The sequence below is a fragment of the Paenibacillus xanthanilyticus genome (genome assembly GCF_042682185.1).
GTDB lineage: Bacteria > Bacillota > Bacilli > Paenibacillales > Paenibacillaceae > Paenibacillus_Z > Paenibacillus_Z xanthanilyticus.
In genome coordinates, this window is the sequence record NZ_JBHUHA010000001.1 from 1307736 (window position 1) to 1325000 (window position 17265).

The window sequence follows — 17265 nt, forward strand, 5'->3', positions numbered from 1 at the left end:
CAGCCGGGGCGTGGCATGAACCTCGGCACGAATCAAAGAAGGCGGCATGTTCTCTGCATGAGAACGACCGCCTTCTTGCCGTTGAAATTGGCCATTCTCGCCCGCCGGCGTCAACGCCAATGCTGAATGATCCACTGTCCCGCTAATCCCCCTAAATACACGCCGACGATGCCGATGACGCCGGACAATACGGGCGGCGCCGGAATCGGCAGCCGGATCAGCTTGAACACGATGCCGACGATGATGCCGGCCAGCAGGCCGAGTACGAGCTCTTTCATCCCTGCTCCTCCTTTCCGACAAAGAATGGCTTCACGCATCGAATATTATTATTCTGCCAACGTTTGGACGATCCCATCCCGTCCATGTTCGGATTGCCGCTAATCGGGAACATTCCGATTGCCTGTCCGCCCCGGCGGGTATATAGGACATGAGAACACCCTAAGGAGGAGATTCCACATGGCAAACAAAATCCGTGAAATTATGACGTCAGATGTGAAGACGGTCAGCCTGAAGGAAGATATTCGTACCGTAGCGGCTCTCATGCGCGACGGCGACGTCGGTGTCATCCCCGTCGTCGAAGGCGATCGGTGCGTTGGTCTCGTGACCGACCGGGATATCGTCATTCGGGGCCTCGCCGAGAACAAAGCCTCGTTCACCGTCGAAGACGTGTTCAGCAAGCGGATCATTAGCGTCAAGCCGGAGACGAGCATCAAGGATGCGGCCAAGCTGATGGCGGACGAGCAAATTCGCCGCCTGCCCGTCATAGAGAACGACAAGCTGGTCGGGATCGTGTCGATGGCAGACTTGGCGCTCGATAAAAATTCCAAGGATGAGGCGGAGCTCGCCGTATCCGGCGTCTCGCAGCCTACTTCCCGGTAACGCAAAGCCATCTACTGCCACCCCGTTCATTCGGAAGGGGCCGGCCCGAACGCCATCATCATGATGGCGACGGGCCGGCCCCTATTTGCTTCTCGCGCGAGGTGAAACTAAATCTGACGAAAGGCGCGGCAGGATCTACCCTGCCGCGCCTTCTCCGCTAACTTCCGCAAGCCGCTACTTGCTCATGCTCGTCTGTTCCGCTTCCCGCACGATGTCGGCTAGATACGGGATCAGCCGCTGCCGCAGCTCCGGATTTTGCAGCGCATAATGGATCGACGTCTCGATGAAGCCGTACTTCTCGCCGACGTCGTGGCGAGTGCCGTCGAAGTGATACGCGATGATGTCCTCCATCCGGCCCAGCCGCGCAAGCGCATCGGTCAACTGAATCTCGCCGCCTACGCCGGGATCCAGCTCACCCAGAATATCGAAGATCGCCGGGGTTAGAATGTAACGGCCCATGATCGCCAGATTGGAGGGCGCGTCTTCGCGCTTCGGCTTCTCGACCAGTCGACGCGCCTTGAACGCGCGCTCCGCGATCTTCTCGCCGTCGACCAAGCCGTACCGGGACACCTCCTCCCACGGCACGGGCTGGACGCCGACGATCGTGCTGCCGTATCGCTCGTGCGCGCCGATCAACTGCCTCAGGCAAGGAACCTGCCGCGACTCGACGATATCGTCGCCGAGCAGGACGGCGAACGGCTCGCTGCCGATGAACTTCCGGGCCACCCAGATGGCATGGCCGAGACCGCGCGGCTCCCCTTGGCGGATATAGTGAATGTCCGCCATCTCGGTCGGCTTGCGCACCTCGTCCAGCAGCGCCCATTTGTTCTTCTCCGCCAAATTATGCTCGAGCTCGAACGAGTTGTCGAAGTGATCCTCGATCGCGCGCTTGCTCTTGCCCGTTACGATAATAATGTCCTCGATGCCGGACGCGACGGCCTCCTCGACGATGTATTGAATCGTCGGTTTGTCGACGATCGGCAGCATCTCCTTGGGCATCGCCTTGGTAGCCGGCAGGAACCGGGTTCCCATCCCGGCTGCCGGAATAATCGCTTTGCGAATTCTCATCGTAGTCTCCTCCTGTTGTTCATGGTGGTCGCCTGCGGGTTAATGGAGCAATGGCTTCGGCTCGACGCTTGCATCGGCCAACCGTTGGAGCAAACGGCGCATCGCTTGGTGCGATTTTAGCTGGCTGCGGGCATTCGTGTGGCCGGAGCCGATCTTGATCGAATACGCTTCGGACGGCAGCGCCGCGAACATGTCTTCGTCGGTATGGTCGTCTCCCGCGCCGAGTACGAAATCGTATGCCTTCTCCCCCGTAAGCAGATGGACGCCGTGCCCTTTGTTCATGCGGACGTCCTTGACTTCCAGCACCTTGTTGCCTTCGAGCACGCCGAGGCTCATGGTACCTGTGATCGATAACAGCGCTTCGCGCAATTCCGTTCGCTTCAGCTCGACCAACTCGGACTCGCACTGCCGGTAATGCCAAGCCAGCGCGTAGTCCTTCTCCTCGATGAGCGAGCCGGGCATCTGGTCGGTGTATGTCTCCATCAGCGGACGGATCGTCTCCTTCCACTCGTTGTCCACGTGGATCGTCTTCGTCCAGTCCCCATCCGGCTTGCGCAGCCACAGACCGTGGGAGGCGATCAAGTGCACGTTCAAATCGCCCATCCACTTCTCGATGCCGGTATGCTCGCGTCCGGTAATAATGACGACCGTATTAGCGGGATCGTCGCTCAGCTTCCGCAGCAGCCGCTTGAGCTCCTCGTCCGGCTTGGCTTGCTCGGGCGTCGGCTTGAAGCCGACCAGCGTACCGTCATAGTCCAGCAGCAGCAGCCTGCTCGACGCGTTCCGGTAGTCTTCTTCCAAAGCGGCGGCCTCGGAAGCGCCGAGCAGCGGCTTTGAAGGCTGATGTCCGGAATCGGCCTGACCCAGCGCGGTAATGAACTTGTCCGCCCAGAAGTGGACGTCGTAGCGGGCGAGCCGGCGGTGCATCGCGCGGTTCTTCTCCGTCTTCTCGTCCTCCGGCATGTCCAGCGCCGTCTTCAAGCCGGACGCGATCGCCCCGTGGTCGTTGGCGTTCACGATGACGGCCTCGAACAGCTCGCTTGCCGCGCCGGCCGTCTCGCTGAGGACGAGCATGCCTTGCAGATCCGTGCGGGAGGCGATGTATTCTTTGGCCACCAGGTTCATCCCGTCTCGAAGCGGCGTCACGAGCAGCACGTCGCTGCTGCGGTAGAAGGCGATCAGATCCTCCTGGGAGAACGTGCGGAAGAAGAACCAGACCGGCATCCAATTGGCCGTGCCGAACTGCCCGTTCACCTCGCTGACGAGCACCTCGATCTGCCGCTTCAACTTGTCGTACGATTCCACCTCCACCCGGGAAGGCGCGACGATCAGATTCAGCCGCACTTTCTCACGGTACTCCGGATAATCGGTCAAGAAGCGCTTGAACGCCTTGATCCGATCCGGTATCCCTTTCGTATAGTCGAGCCGGTCGATCGACAAAATATTGCGCACCGTCTGCGCGTTCTCCGTGAACGACTGCAGCTCCGGGGAGAGCTTGTCCGCCTCCCGCGAGGCGGTGAAGTAGTCGTAATCAATGCCCATCGGGAACGCTTCGACCCGCACGCTATGGGTATCCTGGTTCATTTTGTACAAGTGGTGCTCGACGCCGAGAATCCGCCTCACGCTATTCACGAAGTGGCGTACATAGTCGTACGTATGGAAGCCGATAAGATTCGCGCCCATAAGACCCTGAAGTATTTCCTCCCGCCAGATCAGCAGACGGAAGATTTCGAAGGACGGGAACGGAATATGCAGGAAAAAGCCGATCTTCGCGTCGGGATACTTCTCGCGAATCAGCTGAGGCAGCAGCATAAGCTGGTAATCGTGAATCCAAATCGTATCCTCGTCCCCGATCACCGGATCCAGCGCTTCGAAGAAACGTTCGTTCACGCGGCGATAGGCTTCCCATGTCTCCGCGCTATATTCCGTATGACTCGTGAAATAATGAAACAACGGCCAAATGGTCTCGTTGCAGAAGCCGTGGTAATACTGCTCGATATCCGCAGCCGTCAACGAGACCGGCAGGCATTTGTATTCGTTTCGCAGCTCCCGCTCCATCGCCTCGGCCTCGTCCGGACGCAGCTCCTCATGCGCGATGCCCGGCCAGCCGGCCCACAGGCTGCTCCCCTGCTCGTGATAGCTCTTCAGCCCGGTCGCCAATCCGCCGATGCTCTCGCTGTAGCGCAATGCATCCTCCGTCTTCTTGACGGTGACAGGCAGCCGGTTGGATACGAAAATCAATTTGCTCAAGGTCAATCCCCTTTCCGTTCGCGAGATGCGAGGTAGCAAGATTTTACCCGTTCGAGGCAAGCCTGAAGCAATCGAGCGAGCAGACGAAGAAGACGAGCGTGAACGATAGGAGGGAATAGGGGTGAGACAATAGCGGCCGTTACGCGAATAGGCATGATCCATTAACTGGACCATGCCTGCTCTGTCGCCGATAGACGGCTTCCTATTATTGGGTCATGCCTTGCAGCAGCGAAGCCAGCAGAACGGCCGCTTCCGCGCGGGTCGCCGTCCCCTTCGGCGCGAAGACGGTTCCGCCGCCCGCCGGTTGGCCGCCAAGCAAGCCGGCCGCATGAAGCGCGTCCACCGCATCCGCCGCGAACGGCGAGATGGCGGCTGCATCCTGGAACGGGGCAGCTTGCCTGTCACGAGGCAGCTCGTAGCCGACGGCTTCCGCGAAGCGGGCGATCATGACCGCCATCTGCTCGCGCGTGATCGGCGCGTTCGGATGGAAGCGGTCCTTGCTCACGCCGCTGACGATGCCTGCATCGAGCGCCCAGCCGACGGCACCGGCATAATAAGCCCCCGGCTTCACGTCCGCGAAATTCGCACCGCCGGCAGCGCTTGCGTCCACGCCGGCTAAGCGTGCGAGCAATAGCGCGAAATCGCCGCGGGACACCTGCCGATCCGGCGCGAACTTCCCGTCTGCCACGCCGTTAATCACGCCGCGCGCGGATAAGTACGTAATCGCGGAGGCAGCATAGCTGCCGTCCGCATCGCCGAAGATGATGCGGTTATACCCGATCGCATAACGCGAGAAGCGGCTCGCCGTGAAGCTTACCGTGCCGGAATCGGCATCGTAACGACCGTTCGCGACGGTCGCAAGCCGCCCGCTGCCATCCACCTCATAGACGACGATCGCGTTCCGATCTTCGCCAGCCGCAGGCGTGTACGGTATCGACACCTTCGCGCTGCCGCCCTCGAACGAGGCGACGGTCGCACCGCCGGCGGCGATCGTCAGGTCGACGACCGGTCGGCTGCCGATCCGGCTTGCGCCTTCGCCCGTCAGGGCGCCGTCCGCGGCACGGGCTGCCGTAATCGTCGCGTCGCCGCTGCCCGCGGACTTGACGATCGCCTGGATCGCCGCGCGGTCCAGCGTGATGGCTGCCGTACCGGAGATCAGCTTGACGGTCGGCACGCTAGCCGCGGCCAATTTGGCAAGCGCCGCTGCGGTAACCTTAAAGCTGATGTGCCGAGCATCGCCGGCTTCCGTCGCTTCCACTTCCAGCGCCGATGCCGCCGCGCCGCCCAACTTCGCGAGCGCATCGTTCATCGCCGCTTCGCCAATCTCGGCTGTCGCCTGCCCGTTCGTCGTCGCCGTCTTCACGGCGATCGTTGCGGTTGTGACGCCGTCCTTGGTCGAAGCCGTCACCGTCGCCGCCGCCGAATTTCCGTTCGAGCCGACGATTGGACCCGGCACATATGGCGCGCCGCTGACCGTGACGACGCTCTGCGCCGATCCATAGCCATCGGCCGATACCGCGGTGATGACCGTGGTTCCCGCCGCCACCGGGGACACCTTGCCCCCGGCATCCACCGTCGCCACCTCCGAATTCGAGGACGTCCACGTCACGGCTGCCTCGCCCCCGCCTACCGGCTCGACCGTCGCGCTCAGCTTGCCCGCCGCACCGCCGGCGGTAAGCGACAGCGTCTTGTTGTCGATCGTTACCTTCGTGACGTTCAGCTCGAGTACCGACACGCGCCCGCCGACCTCGTACGCGACGAGCAGCAGCGGTCTGCCTGTCGGGCTGTTCTCCGCCGGGATGAATTCGACGCCTTCGGGCGCCGTGTCGGTGTCAGTCACATTGGCCGCGTTGAAATCGCGCGTATTCGTATAGTTCGCGAACACGGGCTTCGCCGGATCCGTCACGTCGTACGACACGATGCCGCCGACGCGCTCGAGACCGATGAACGCGATCGTCCGGCTGCCCACCTTGCCGGCTTTGACATCCTCCGGCTCCGGACCTTTCTTCGCGCTGCGGCTGTCCAGGTCGGCGTCGTCATTGCTCGCGTTGAATCGCTCCGGCAGCCGCTGTGCCGTAATCTGCTCGAAGTCGCTGCCCGAATCGTATACCTGCTCGATCGTCGAAGCATCCCAGATCGAGAACGAGCGGCCTCCGAACATATAGATGCCGTCCGTGCCCATATCGGTCGCGACCTCGATGCCGTCATAAGCCGTCTTGCCGCTTAGGAACTTCGCCGCTTCGGAATTCGGATCCAGACCGCCTTTCACGGCGCTAAGCTTCGCCCCGTTCTTTCGGCTCGGCGTGTTGTTCTCTCGCCCGGTCCACTCCGTTACGTCGCCCTCGTTCGCCGAGAGCAGGTACGTCTTGCCGCCGACGGTGAAGGAAGCCAAGCCATCCGGCATATACATGCCCTTGAACGGCACGTTCTCCAGCTTGATCGCTTTGTCCTTGATAACGTCGATCCTATTCGCCGGATCGGACCAGTCTTTGAAGCCAAGACCCTTGACCGCCGTGAACTGCTTCGCCGCGATATCCAGCACCGCGATTGCGTTGTTCTCTTGGAGCGAGATATAAGCTTTCGTATGATCCGCCGACAACGCGATGTATTCCGGCTCCAGATCGAATACCGCGTCATCCTTGCGGCCTTCGCCGCGGATTTGGCCGCTCTCGGAAGAGCCGCGAATATGGACGCCGTCGCCGATGATCGCCGGCTGATCGAATTTCGCCTGCGAGGACGTGCCCGACTGCCGGTCCACGATCGTCACGCCGCCCTCGGGGTCGATTTTGGAGGCGCGAGGCTCGCCTTCGTTCGCCGTCAACACGTACCGTCCATCCGGCGTCGACTTGATCATATCCGGCTGAATGCCCGATTCGTAAGCTTTTACCAGATTGCCGTCGTAGTCCAGCTCGAGAATTTTGCCCGCTTTCGCCGGACCCGCCTCCTGGACCGCCACGAATACGCGATCGACTGACGTATTCACATCCACGCTCGTCAAATCGCCATAAGCGAAGTCGCCCGTTTCCGCCAGCGCCTTGACCTGGATCGTCCGCTCATGCTTCAGCTTCCCGTCCGCCTCCAGCTTCACGATCTCAAGCGAAGGCGGATTGCCGGAGCCGTTCACGAGATAGAATTTGCCGTTCTCCGCGTTGTACTTGACGATCTCGGCTACGCCGCCGTCCTCATTCGTCGTGCCGACCGAATATTCGCCAAGCTTGCGCAGCGAGAAGCGATCTACGTAGGTATGCGTCGGCGCCGCGCTTACGGCGAGCGTCAGCGTCTTGGTCGCGACCGCCGGCGTCTGAGCGCCGTCGGTTACCGTGAACGTCACGTCCGCTGTCCCCTCCGCCGTCGGCGTCCCGGTTAGCGCGCCCGTAGCCGGATCAAGCGCCAGCCCATCCGGAAGCGCCGAGCTGGAGAACGTGTAAGGTTTGGTGCCGCCTTCCGCTTCGATGACCGCAGAATATGCCTTGCCGGCCGTTGCGACAGGCAGCAGCGCCGTCGTGACCGCCAGCTTCAGCTCTTTGCCGCTGTGCGGGCGTACGTCGGCGATCGGCGTTGCGGCCGAGCTATAGTCGATCGGGACGAAATCCGTCTTGTTGTTGTCCGCGTCCGCGAACGCTTGGCGGCGCAGCGCGATCTTCTTGGAATTCGCGCCCGGCTTGCCGCTTGGGAATGCCTTCTCATAGCCATCGATCATCGTGCCGCTGTCGTTGCCCGACGTGCCGAGCATGTCCACATACCCGGCGGTCTTCGCCGCGAACGGATTTTTGTTGTCGGCGGCCAGCGTCGCATCGTTGCTCATCAGGACGACCTTCAGCGCTTTGTTATTGATAAAGGTGTTCGGCCAAGCGAGGTCGTACTTGTCCGGCGTGGAGATATCGACCTTCACGTTCGCCACCGAAGCGCCCGTCGGAGCAGCGGATACGAGGTAGTACGACTTGGCCTTGATCGTCCCGCTCAAGCTCAGCTTCTGCCAGTCCCCGGATATGCCCGTAGCAGGGTCGGCCGCGTACGCGTAATGGAGCGACCAGCCGTTCAGCGCGATATCGGCGTCCGTCGGGTTGTACAGCTCAATGAACCCGTTGGAGATGTAGGTATCCGCCGCCGCCGCCATCCCGCCCCCGTATACTTGATTGATGACGACATGGGGAAGCGTCACGTCATAGGTGCCGTCCGCCTTATATGGCGTGCCCGGAAGCACGCTTGCCGCGGCGACCGCAAGATCCTCCGCTTCCGCGGCTTGTCCGCCCGCTAGCGCCGTGTTCATTACGATTCCGGCCGCCAGCAGACCGGTTAGCATTTGCCGACTACGTTTGTTCACTGCCACTTCACTCCTGTTCTCCTCGTGATGCGCGAGCATTCGCCTGCATAGACCGTCGGAGAGACTCGTCCTCTCCCCGAACCGCGCATGCCCGTGATCTTAACGGCAGATTAACAAACGGATGTAAAGCCGACGTGATGCTTTCATGAAGATATTGTTAATGACCGAATTAAACGCAACTTAAACGGACGATCGTAGATGAGCTTTAAGGCTTCGGGGTATGATGGAGGAAGTTCTTCTTCGCGATGCCGGCCGTGTCAGCCGCTTATGACGAGGTTAAGGAGCAAAGATGAGGTGAATCAAGACGATGGAAGTGTACGCATACACGATTTCTATGGCGTTTTTGTCGTTCCCGGCCGCCGCCGCGCTCTTTACGCTCCCGTTTCTGCTCACCCAGTATCGCAGGCACGGGTATGTCCATAAATACCGGGCGCTCATGCTCTATCTGCTGCTGCTCTATTTGATGAATGCGGTCTATTTGATCCTGCTCCCGCTGCCGCCCACCATTCATAACGAGCCGCCGGCCGTCGATTCGTACGCCCAGTGGATCCCGTTTCATTTTATTCAGGATATCGCCGCGGAGACGACCGTCCGTCCGGATTCCCCGTCTACCTATTGGCGGCTGCTGCGGGAACGAGCTTTCCTCCAACCGGCCTTCAATATCCTGTTGACCGCGCCCTTCGGCATGTTCCTGCGCCTTTACTTCCGCAGGTCCTGGCTCGCCTGCCTGCTAATGACGCTGAGCTTGTCGCTTCTATTCGAAGTAACGCAGGTCACCGGCGTTTACGGGATCTACGACTATCCGTACCGATTGTTCGACGTTGATGATTTGATTACGAATACGGCGGGCGGCTTACTCGGCTTGCTGACCGCATCGCTGCTGATGAAGCGATTACCCCGAATCGATCGGCTTAACGATCAGGTGGATTTGGCAACCAAGCGGGTATCCTATACCCGCAGGGCCGTTGCGCTCCTATGCGACTGGACCATCGCGCTGCCCCTTTGGCTCGCGCTTCATCTGCTGCACGTTCCATTCCCCTATTGGGTGAGCATCGCGCTCTATTTCATCGTCGTGCCGCTAATGACGAATGGCAGAACGTTCGGCAAGTGGCTCGTGCGGATCAAGCTGCGCGGGCAAGCAGATCGGCTGCTGTTGCGGGAGCTCGTCATTCGTTACGGACTGCTTTACGGCTTGATCGGAGGGCTGCACGAGGCATTCCTGCTCCTGGCTGCCGCTCATTCACCGGCAATCTTGCTGCTGCCGGCTGCCCTCGCGTTGTTCGCGCTGGACGCCGTTCTTGCCGTACATGCGCTGCGCTGCTTGTTCAATCGCAACCGCAGGCTGTTCTACGAGGCGCGGAGCGAAACGCATCACGTGATTACGTAGGCCGGTAGTCTGTCTTCCGGTTCGTATGCGAGTATAAGATATACACTGAACAAAGCCGTTCCTGTCCGGCAGGGCGGCTTCATTGCAGCAGGGTTCAACGTACTCCCACTATGCATCGTGATGGAGGAACCAATGGAGATGGGCCAATCCTTCTTGCAGCACGTCCGTCTTCCCCGCGCAGCCCACCCGCATATAACCTTCGTCTAATCCAAAACATGCTCCCGGCGTCAGGAGCACACCGGTTTGCTCCAGCAGTTTTTTGCAGAATGCTACCGTATTGCGTCCGTTCGTCAACCTCAGCAGCGCGGCTGCCCCTCCTTGCGGAGGATGAAACTCGATGTCCGGTTCATTCGCCGCCCACTGCCGCAAAAGATCTACGTTCCTGCTCAAGAGTGCTCTGCCGCGTTCCAGGAGACGATCATAGTGGGTCAGCGCATGGACCGCGATTTGGTCGTAAAGAATACCGCAGCTAATCGTCATATAGAAATGATTTTGCTTGCAGGCTGCAATCACGTCGGACGGCGCCGTCATCCACCCGATCCTTATCCCCGCTAGCGACAGCGTCTTGGACAGGCTGGACGTGGCGATCCCCCGTTCGTACACCTCCGCGATCGAAGGAGCGGTCTCCCGATCTTCGGGCCGCAGATTGAAGTACACTTCGTCGCATAAAATAAATGCCCCCGCCTCCCGAGCAATCGCGCTTATCTGCATCAACATTTCACGATCATATAGCGTGCCCGTCGGATTGTTCGGATTATTGATGACGAGGAGCTTAGTCTCCGGCGTGATCATGCGGCGGAGCTCGTCCGGATCGGGCTCAAAATCGTTCTCCGGCCTCAGCGGCAGCAAATCCACCTTGGCGCCAAGCATCGCCGGGAATTCAAAAAGCTGCTGAAAAGTAGGGTGAAACGCAATGACGCGGTCGCCCGGCCGAAGCAGCGTCATCATGACCAACGCATTCGCGCTCAGCGCCCCGTTCATGACCATGACTTGCCCCGGAGAAGCACCCTTATATCGTTTCGCGATCGCGGACCGAAGCGAAGGCGATCCGATGCTATCGCCATAAATTTGCTTTCGGTACACAAGCGCGTTCCACAGCTGCTCCCGCGCCTCCTTGCCGCCTAAACCAAGCAGCTCATCCAACGTCATGCAATCCACGCACGTATCCGCCAGGTTAAACCGGGACCGCTTGCCATATCGATCCATCCATACTTCCACCGCGAAAGGCGGCATTTCCATGGGGAACGCTCCATTCTCACGCTCTAACGCGCGGTGACCTAAGATCTCTCCAAAAATGCCAAAAGGAGCTCCGATTGACGCGGAACTCCTGTTAACTTTACTCGAACTTGCTTAAACGGTGTCCAGTGTGTATTTCTCCGCGGCAAGCTAGGGTTTGTTGTCCTGTTTACTATCTGACATGACCGCTGACTTTATGCATAACCGCGCACGTTAAATTTTGAACGTCTCCACCAGCTTGGACAGTTCGTCCGCCGTCTTCGATAAGTAAGCGGCGGAAGCCGAAAGCTGCTCCATCGAGGCCAACTGCTCCTCGACGGAAGCGGCGACGCTCTCGGTGCCGCCCGCATTCTCGCTTGCGATATGGATCACATGGTTGACCGAATCGATCATAAGCGCGGCTTGTTCGGCAATCTCGGACGTATAACCGCGAAGCGCGTGGCTCATATCCGCTAGCGGACTGACGGACAATAGGATACTTCTGAAATTGTGGTCCGTCTGCTCGACGACCTCGATCCCTTTGCCGATCTCGGCAATCGTAAGTCCCATGGATTGGACCGCGTTCGCCGTACTTGTTTGCATCTCGCCGATCAGTTGTTTAATCGAACCTGTCGATTTCCCCGTCTGCTCCGCCAACTTGCGGATTTCGGCCGCCACGACCGCGAATCCTCTTCCATGTTCACCTGCCCGGGCTGCTTCAATGCTCGCGTTCAAGGCCAGCAGATTCGTTTGTCCCGCTATTTCTTGAATGACTTTGACGATCTGTTCGATCTGGCTCGAGTGCGTCATCAGGCTGCTCATCATCGTCGATTGCTGCTGGGCATAGTCATGAATGACGTTCATTTGATGGACGACGTTCTGCACATTGTCGCTGCCCGCGCGTGAGCGGTCTCCTGCTTCAACCGACAACGTATCCAACTGCGTAACGAAGCCGTCAATCTTCGCCATTCGCGCTGTGATGGACGAGAGATGGCCGTGATTCTCGGTCAACAGAGAGCCTTGCTTGCTAGCCCCGTCATGAATGCCTTGCGAAGATTCCGCGATATGTTCCGTTGCCTTGGCTGCCTGCTCGACGCTGGCGCTCATCTCTTGCGAGGACGAAGCCAAGGAGACGGCGGTGGCGTTGATGCGGCTGATGGTGCGATGGATGCTTTCGGCCATTTCGTTAAAGCTTGCGCTTAATTTGCCCAGTTCGTCTTGTCGCATATTCGGAATCCGCGCGGACAACTCCCCTTTGCTGATCGTATCGGCCGTCGTCATCATAATGCGAAGCGACTTGAACATGCCGCGCAAAATGTAGAACACGAGGGCGGCCGCGATCAACAGCGCCACGATGACGACAAGCAGCGTCTGATTCAAGATCGGACTCGACTCTGCCGCGATTTCCGACTCGAACATCGTGCCGCTAATTTTCCAACCCGTTACCGGATTCGTCGTAAATGCGATGACCTGCTTATCGCCGTTCACGCTGGCCACGAACTGATCCTCATCGGATGCGAACAATCGCTCCACCCAGCCGCCTTCCGCGGCCTCGCCCGCCTCCATCACCGGGTGAAACACGCTTTTGCCCTGCTCGTCCAAAATAAAAGCATACCCCTTCTTCCCGATCTCTACCGTGTCCGCCATGCTGATCAGCTCATTGATCTTCACTTCGCTGCGGACAACGCCGCTCCCGTCGGCTACTGCCTTGGCAATGCCGATCACGAACTCGCCGGTAATGGCCGATACATAGGGGTCCGAGACGATCGCGGCCGCCTCGTTCTTCGCTTCCTCGTACCACGCCTCCGTACGGTGTTCGCCGTCGAGCGCCCAGGGCGTTCCCTGCACGTTCCGGTAATAACCGGACTCGCCGCCGAATTCAATACTCGAGAGAATCGGATGCGAACGGTAGAACGGATCGAGAATTTTCCGTTGCAGCGTCTGGTCCGGTCCTGTGTATGTATCTTCCGTAATAAGTGATGCCAAATAGTCTACATTCGCCACCTCGGCCGAGGCGTATTGCGTAATAACCGAATTCAACAGCTGCACGTTCTGATGCGCGCCGCCCGTCATTTGGTCGGCAACCTTATCCTTCGCCGTGTTGTAAGAAAGCAAGCTGATCGCGAACGCGGGTCCAATTAGTATGATGACAAACGTAATGATTAGTTTACTGCGCAGGGACAAGACGAGCTTGCCGCTCTTGAAGGAAGCTATCGGCTTGGTTTGGGATCTTCGTCTGACCGTCATTTGCGAAACCTTTTCCCTAATTAACCTAAACATTAGATACCCCCATGTAGATTTCTGTGGTTTGAACCGATTTTCGCGATGAAAACGTAAATCAATTCAATCTCAGTAACCTTTTTATTATGGTATTAATATATATCATAATGTCTGGGTTTGGAAGTGGTATCGCTTACATTTTTCTGAGCATACGTTGTTTTTGTCGAAATTTCACAACTTCGCGCGAAGAAGCATTTATTGCGTAACGCAAAAAAAGCCCCTGCTGAGGGGCTTGAGATAAGAATGGCCTTTTAACGCCTATTCGGAGAGATCCACTTTATTTAAATTAACGTGTGGTTTGCGTCATGGGTTTGGCATGATTCAGAATATAGCGGATATCCTTCGCGATGGCGGTAGCTTTTGCTTTGGGATTGGATGAAGACAGATTCCGGTTTACCCGCTGAATCGCTTGAATCGATTTGGCATCCGTCACCTGCAGCAGGGCAACGCCTTCGCCGCCTAGACTCCCCGTGCCCTTTGGCGTCGTGCTATATGCCGTCGCGCCGGAACCCGAAGTGACGCTTTTCAGCGAATACATCCGATTCGAGTACATCGGGTTACCCGCGTACGTATTCGTCTGATTGCCCATACGACCCGTATCGTAATTCCCGTTTGCACCTGTCCCTGTCGTCCCTGTCGGCGTTGTATTATAGGCCGATGCGCCGGAACCGGACGTCACGCTTTTCAACGAATACATCCGATTGGAATACATAGGGTTGCCTGCATACGAGTTCGTGCCGTTAGCCGTCATGCCGCTGCCTATATCTGCGCCTAAGCCGCGAGTTTGGCCCGTTACGCCCGTAATGACGATACTGCCCAGTTCCAAGACAAGCTGATTATTCCCTTGGTTCGCCGCCTGCATGCCCATTTGCGATGCCGCGTTGCCGAGCGAGCCAGTACCTATTCTGTTTCCTGCTGCTGTTCCTGCTCCTGTTCCAGTCGTTCCAAAGCCCGTTGTGCCTTCCGTAGGTCCCGTTCGATCGGTATCTGTGCCCACTGTGCCCATCATGTTGGTGCCCGTACCGGTCCCCGTTCCGGTTGTGCCGGTGGTTCCTCGTCCGGCATGATTGGCATCGTGCGTGGCAATGCGATGGCCTTGACCGGCATTATTCGCTTGCGTTCCGTTCGCTCCGCCTTGGTTGCCATTATTCCCGTTATCATTCGCGCAGCCGGTAAAAAGCATAGCCGATACACTCAAGCTGCATAACAGCAAATACGCTTTCTGGTTCAACGATAATCCCTCCATTCGAATGTCGGCTTCGCCTAAGCCTCGCTTAGCGTGCGCCATTCGTCTTGGAAATACCGCTTGTATCATTTAGGCGCGTTGGCTTAAAATACCCGAACGTTCTACACATGTGCAAAAAAAACCGACCGCAATAAAGTGGTCGGTTTTCTAATCATAACGTCGCCCAAAATATGGGCTCGTTACACCCTGAAAACTGGATACGAAACTTACAGTCCTTTTAGCTTTGTTACGTTTAGGATAAGCCCTCGACCGATTAGTATTCGTCAGCTGCACGCATTGCTGCGCTTCCACCTCGAACCTATCAACCTGGTCGTCTTCCAGGGGTCTTACTAATTGGGAAATCTCATCTTGAGGGGGGCTTCACGCTTAGATGCTTTCAGCGCTTATCCCGTCCGTACTTGGCTACCCAGCGGTGCTCCTGGCGGAACAACTGGTACACCAGCGGTACGTCCATCCCGGTCCTCTCGTACTAAGGACAGCTCCTCTCAAATTTCCTACGCCCACGACAGATAGGGACCGAACTGTCTCACGACGTTCTGAACCCAGCTCGCGTACCGCTTTAATGGGCGAACAGCCCAACCCTTGGGACCTACTTCAGCCCCAGGATGCGATGAGCCGACATCGAGGTGCCAAACCTCCCCGTCGATGTGGACTCTTGGGGGAGATAAGCCTGTTATCCCCAGGGTAGCTTTTATCCGTTGAGCGATGGCCCTTCCATTCGGTACCACCGGATCACTAAGCCCGACTTTCGTCCCTGCTCGACTTGTTGGTCTCGCAGTCAAGCTCTCTTATGCCTTTGCACGCTTCGAATGATTTCCAACCATTCTGAGAGAACCTTTGGGCGCCTCCGTTACATTTTAGGAGGCGACCGCCCCAGTCAAACTGCCCGCCTGACACGGTCCCCCCACCCGATTCAGGGTGGCGGGTTAGAACTCCGATACGATCAGGGTGGTATCCCAACGGCGCCTCCACCCAAGCTGGCGCTCAGGCTTCAACGGCTCCCACCTATCCTGTACAGATCGTACCAAAGTCCAATATCAAGCTGCAGTAAAGCTCCATGGGGTCTTTCCGTCTTGTCGCGGGTAACCTGCATCTTCACAGGTATTAAAATTTCACCGGATCTCTCGTTGAGACAGCGCCCAAGTCGTTACGCCATTCGTGCGGGTCAGAATTTACCTGACAAGGAATTTCGCTACCTTAGGACCGTTATAGTTACGGCCGCCGTTTACTGGGGCTTCGGTTCATAGCTTCGGACAAGCTTATGCTTCCGAAGAAAGTTTTCTCCGAAAACTCTTACCCTAACCACTCCCCTTAACCTTCCAGCACCGGGCAGGCGTCAGCCCGTATACTTCGCCTTACGGCTTCGCACAGACCTGTGTTTTTGCTAAACAGTCGCTTGGGCCTTTTCACTGCGGCCCCCTCGGGCTATTCACCCTACCGAGGCACCCCTTCTCCCGAAGTTACGGGGTCATTTTGCCGAGTTCCTTAACGAGAGTTCTTCCGCGCGCCTTAGCATGCTCTGCTCGCCTACCTGTGTCGGTTTGCGGTACGGGCACCTTGACCTGGCTAGAAGCTTTTCTTGGCAGCGGGAACACATAACCTTCGGTACTGTAATTTTCCCTCCCCATCACAGCCCAGCCTTAACGATGTGCGGATTTGCCTACACATCAGCCTCACTGCTTGGACGAGCTATTCCATCAGCTCGCGTTACTATCCTTCTGCGTCACTCCATTGCTCATAACGGCTGCGGTGGTACAGGAATATCAACCTGTTGTCCTTCGACTACGCCTTTCGGCCTCGCCTTAGGTCCCGACTTACCCTGAGCGGACGAGCCTTCCTCAGGAACCCTTAGGCTTTCGGCGGACAAGATTCTCACTTGTCTTTTCGTTACTCATACCGGCATTCTCACTTGTATGCTGTCCACCAGTCCTTACGGTCTGACTTCAACCTACATACAACGCTCCCCTACCACTGCGTCGTCTTCACTCTACCTTCGAAGTAAAGTGTTTAGCCTGAGGACATTTGGCCAGAAATCTTGAATAACCTCATCGGTTATTTCTGGCTAATGTCCCGGCTGAATCTCCACCTCAAAGACACAGTGAAGACGACGCAATCCATAGCTTCGGTGGTGTGTTTAGCCCCGTTACATTTTCGGCGCAGAGTCACTCGACCAGTGAGCTATTACGCACTCTTTAAATGGTGGCTGCTTCTAAGCCAACATCCTGGTTGTCTTTGCAACTCCACATCCTTTCCCACTTAACACACACTTGGGGACCTTAGCTGATGGTCTGGGCTGTTTCCCTCTTGACAATGGATCTTAGCACTCACTGTCTGACTCCCGGTTATAAGTCGATGGCATTCGGAGTTTGACTGGACTTGGTAACCCTTGGCGGGCCCCGCACCCAATCAGTGCTCTACCTCCATGACTCTCAATACCGAGGCTAGCCCTAAAGCTATTTCGGGGAGAACCAGCTATCTCCGAGTTCGATTGGAATTTCTCCGCTACCCCCACGTCATCCCCGAATTTTTCAACATTCGTGGGTTCGGGCCTCCAGTGCGTGTTACCGCACCTTCACCCTGCACAGGGGTAGATCACACGGTTTCGGGTCTACGACC

General features: G+C 57.7%; 9 protein-coding genes and 1 rRNA gene (1 of these 10 cut by a window edge). 2 read left to right on the forward strand and 8 right to left on the reverse strand.

The features are described 5' to 3' along the window. Window positions 1-110: 110 nt before the first annotated feature. Window positions 111-278, reverse strand: coding sequence for a XapX domain-containing protein (locus ACFSKT_RS05395; protein ID WP_377717402.1), 168 nt, complete (start codon window positions 276-278; stop codon window positions 111-113). A 178-nt stretch (window positions 279-456) separates the two neighbouring features. On the opposite strand from ACFSKT_RS05395, the gene ACFSKT_RS05400 reads away from it, so the two are divergent. Continuing rightward, window positions 457-879 (forward strand): CBS domain-containing protein, encoded by a 423-nt coding sequence (locus ACFSKT_RS05400; protein WP_377717403.1) that lies wholly within the window; start codon window positions 457-459, stop codon window positions 877-879. Between the two features lie 174 nt (window positions 880-1053). Here ACFSKT_RS05400 and galU read toward each other — a convergent pair whose 3' ends face one another. The 3 genes from galU to ACFSKT_RS05415 all read right to left on the reverse strand — a co-directional run bounded on the left by galU (window position 1054) and on the right by ACFSKT_RS05415 (window position 8521). Beyond that, window positions 1054-1947, reverse strand: a complete 894-nt coding sequence (galU, locus tag ACFSKT_RS05405) for a UTP--glucose-1-phosphate uridylyltransferase GalU (protein ID WP_377717405.1) — start codon at window positions 1945-1947, stop codon at window positions 1054-1056. Between the two features lie 39 nt (window positions 1948-1986). Continuing rightward, window positions 1987-4197, reverse strand: a complete 2211-nt coding sequence (locus ACFSKT_RS05410) for a bifunctional alpha,alpha-trehalose-phosphate synthase (UDP-forming)/trehalose-phosphatase (RefSeq protein WP_377717406.1) — start codon at window positions 4195-4197, stop codon at window positions 1987-1989. 205 nt (window positions 4198-4402) lie between these two features. Then, the gene (locus ACFSKT_RS05415; protein WP_377717407.1) at window positions 4403-8521 is read right to left on the reverse strand and encodes a choice-of-anchor I family protein; all 4119 of its coding nucleotides are present in this window, start codon (window positions 8519-8521) and stop codon (window positions 4403-4405) included. A gap of 307 nt (window positions 8522-8828) precedes the next feature. On the opposite strand from ACFSKT_RS05415, the gene ACFSKT_RS05420 reads away from it, so the two are divergent. Further along, window positions 8829-9908, forward strand: coding sequence for a VanZ family protein (locus tag ACFSKT_RS05420; protein WP_377717409.1), 1080 nt, complete (start codon window positions 8829-8831; stop codon window positions 9906-9908). Window positions 9909-10016: 108 nt separating this feature from the next. Here ACFSKT_RS05420 and ACFSKT_RS05425 read toward each other — a convergent pair whose 3' ends face one another. From ACFSKT_RS05425 to ACFSKT_RS05440, 4 genes are all read right to left on the reverse strand, one after another. After that, a complete protein-coding gene (locus ACFSKT_RS05425) occupies window positions 10017-11147 on the reverse strand; it encodes an aminotransferase class I/II-fold pyridoxal phosphate-dependent enzyme (RefSeq protein ID WP_377717410.1) in 1131 nt (376 codons plus the stop codon). 210 nt (window positions 11148-11357) lie between these two features. Beyond that, the gene (locus ACFSKT_RS05430; RefSeq protein ID WP_377717411.1) at window positions 11358-13370 is read right to left on the reverse strand and encodes a methyl-accepting chemotaxis protein; all 2013 of its coding nucleotides are present in this window, start codon (window positions 13368-13370) and stop codon (window positions 11358-11360) included. A 319-nt stretch (window positions 13371-13689) separates the two neighbouring features. Next, the gene (locus tag ACFSKT_RS05435) at window positions 13690-14634 is read right to left on the reverse strand and encodes a hypothetical protein (RefSeq protein ID WP_377717412.1); all 945 of its coding nucleotides are present in this window, start codon (window positions 14632-14634) and stop codon (window positions 13690-13692) included. A 248-nt stretch (window positions 14635-14882) separates the two neighbouring features. Further along, a 23S ribosomal RNA gene (locus ACFSKT_RS05440) occupies window positions 14883-17265 on the reverse strand (it continues 787 nt past the right edge of the window).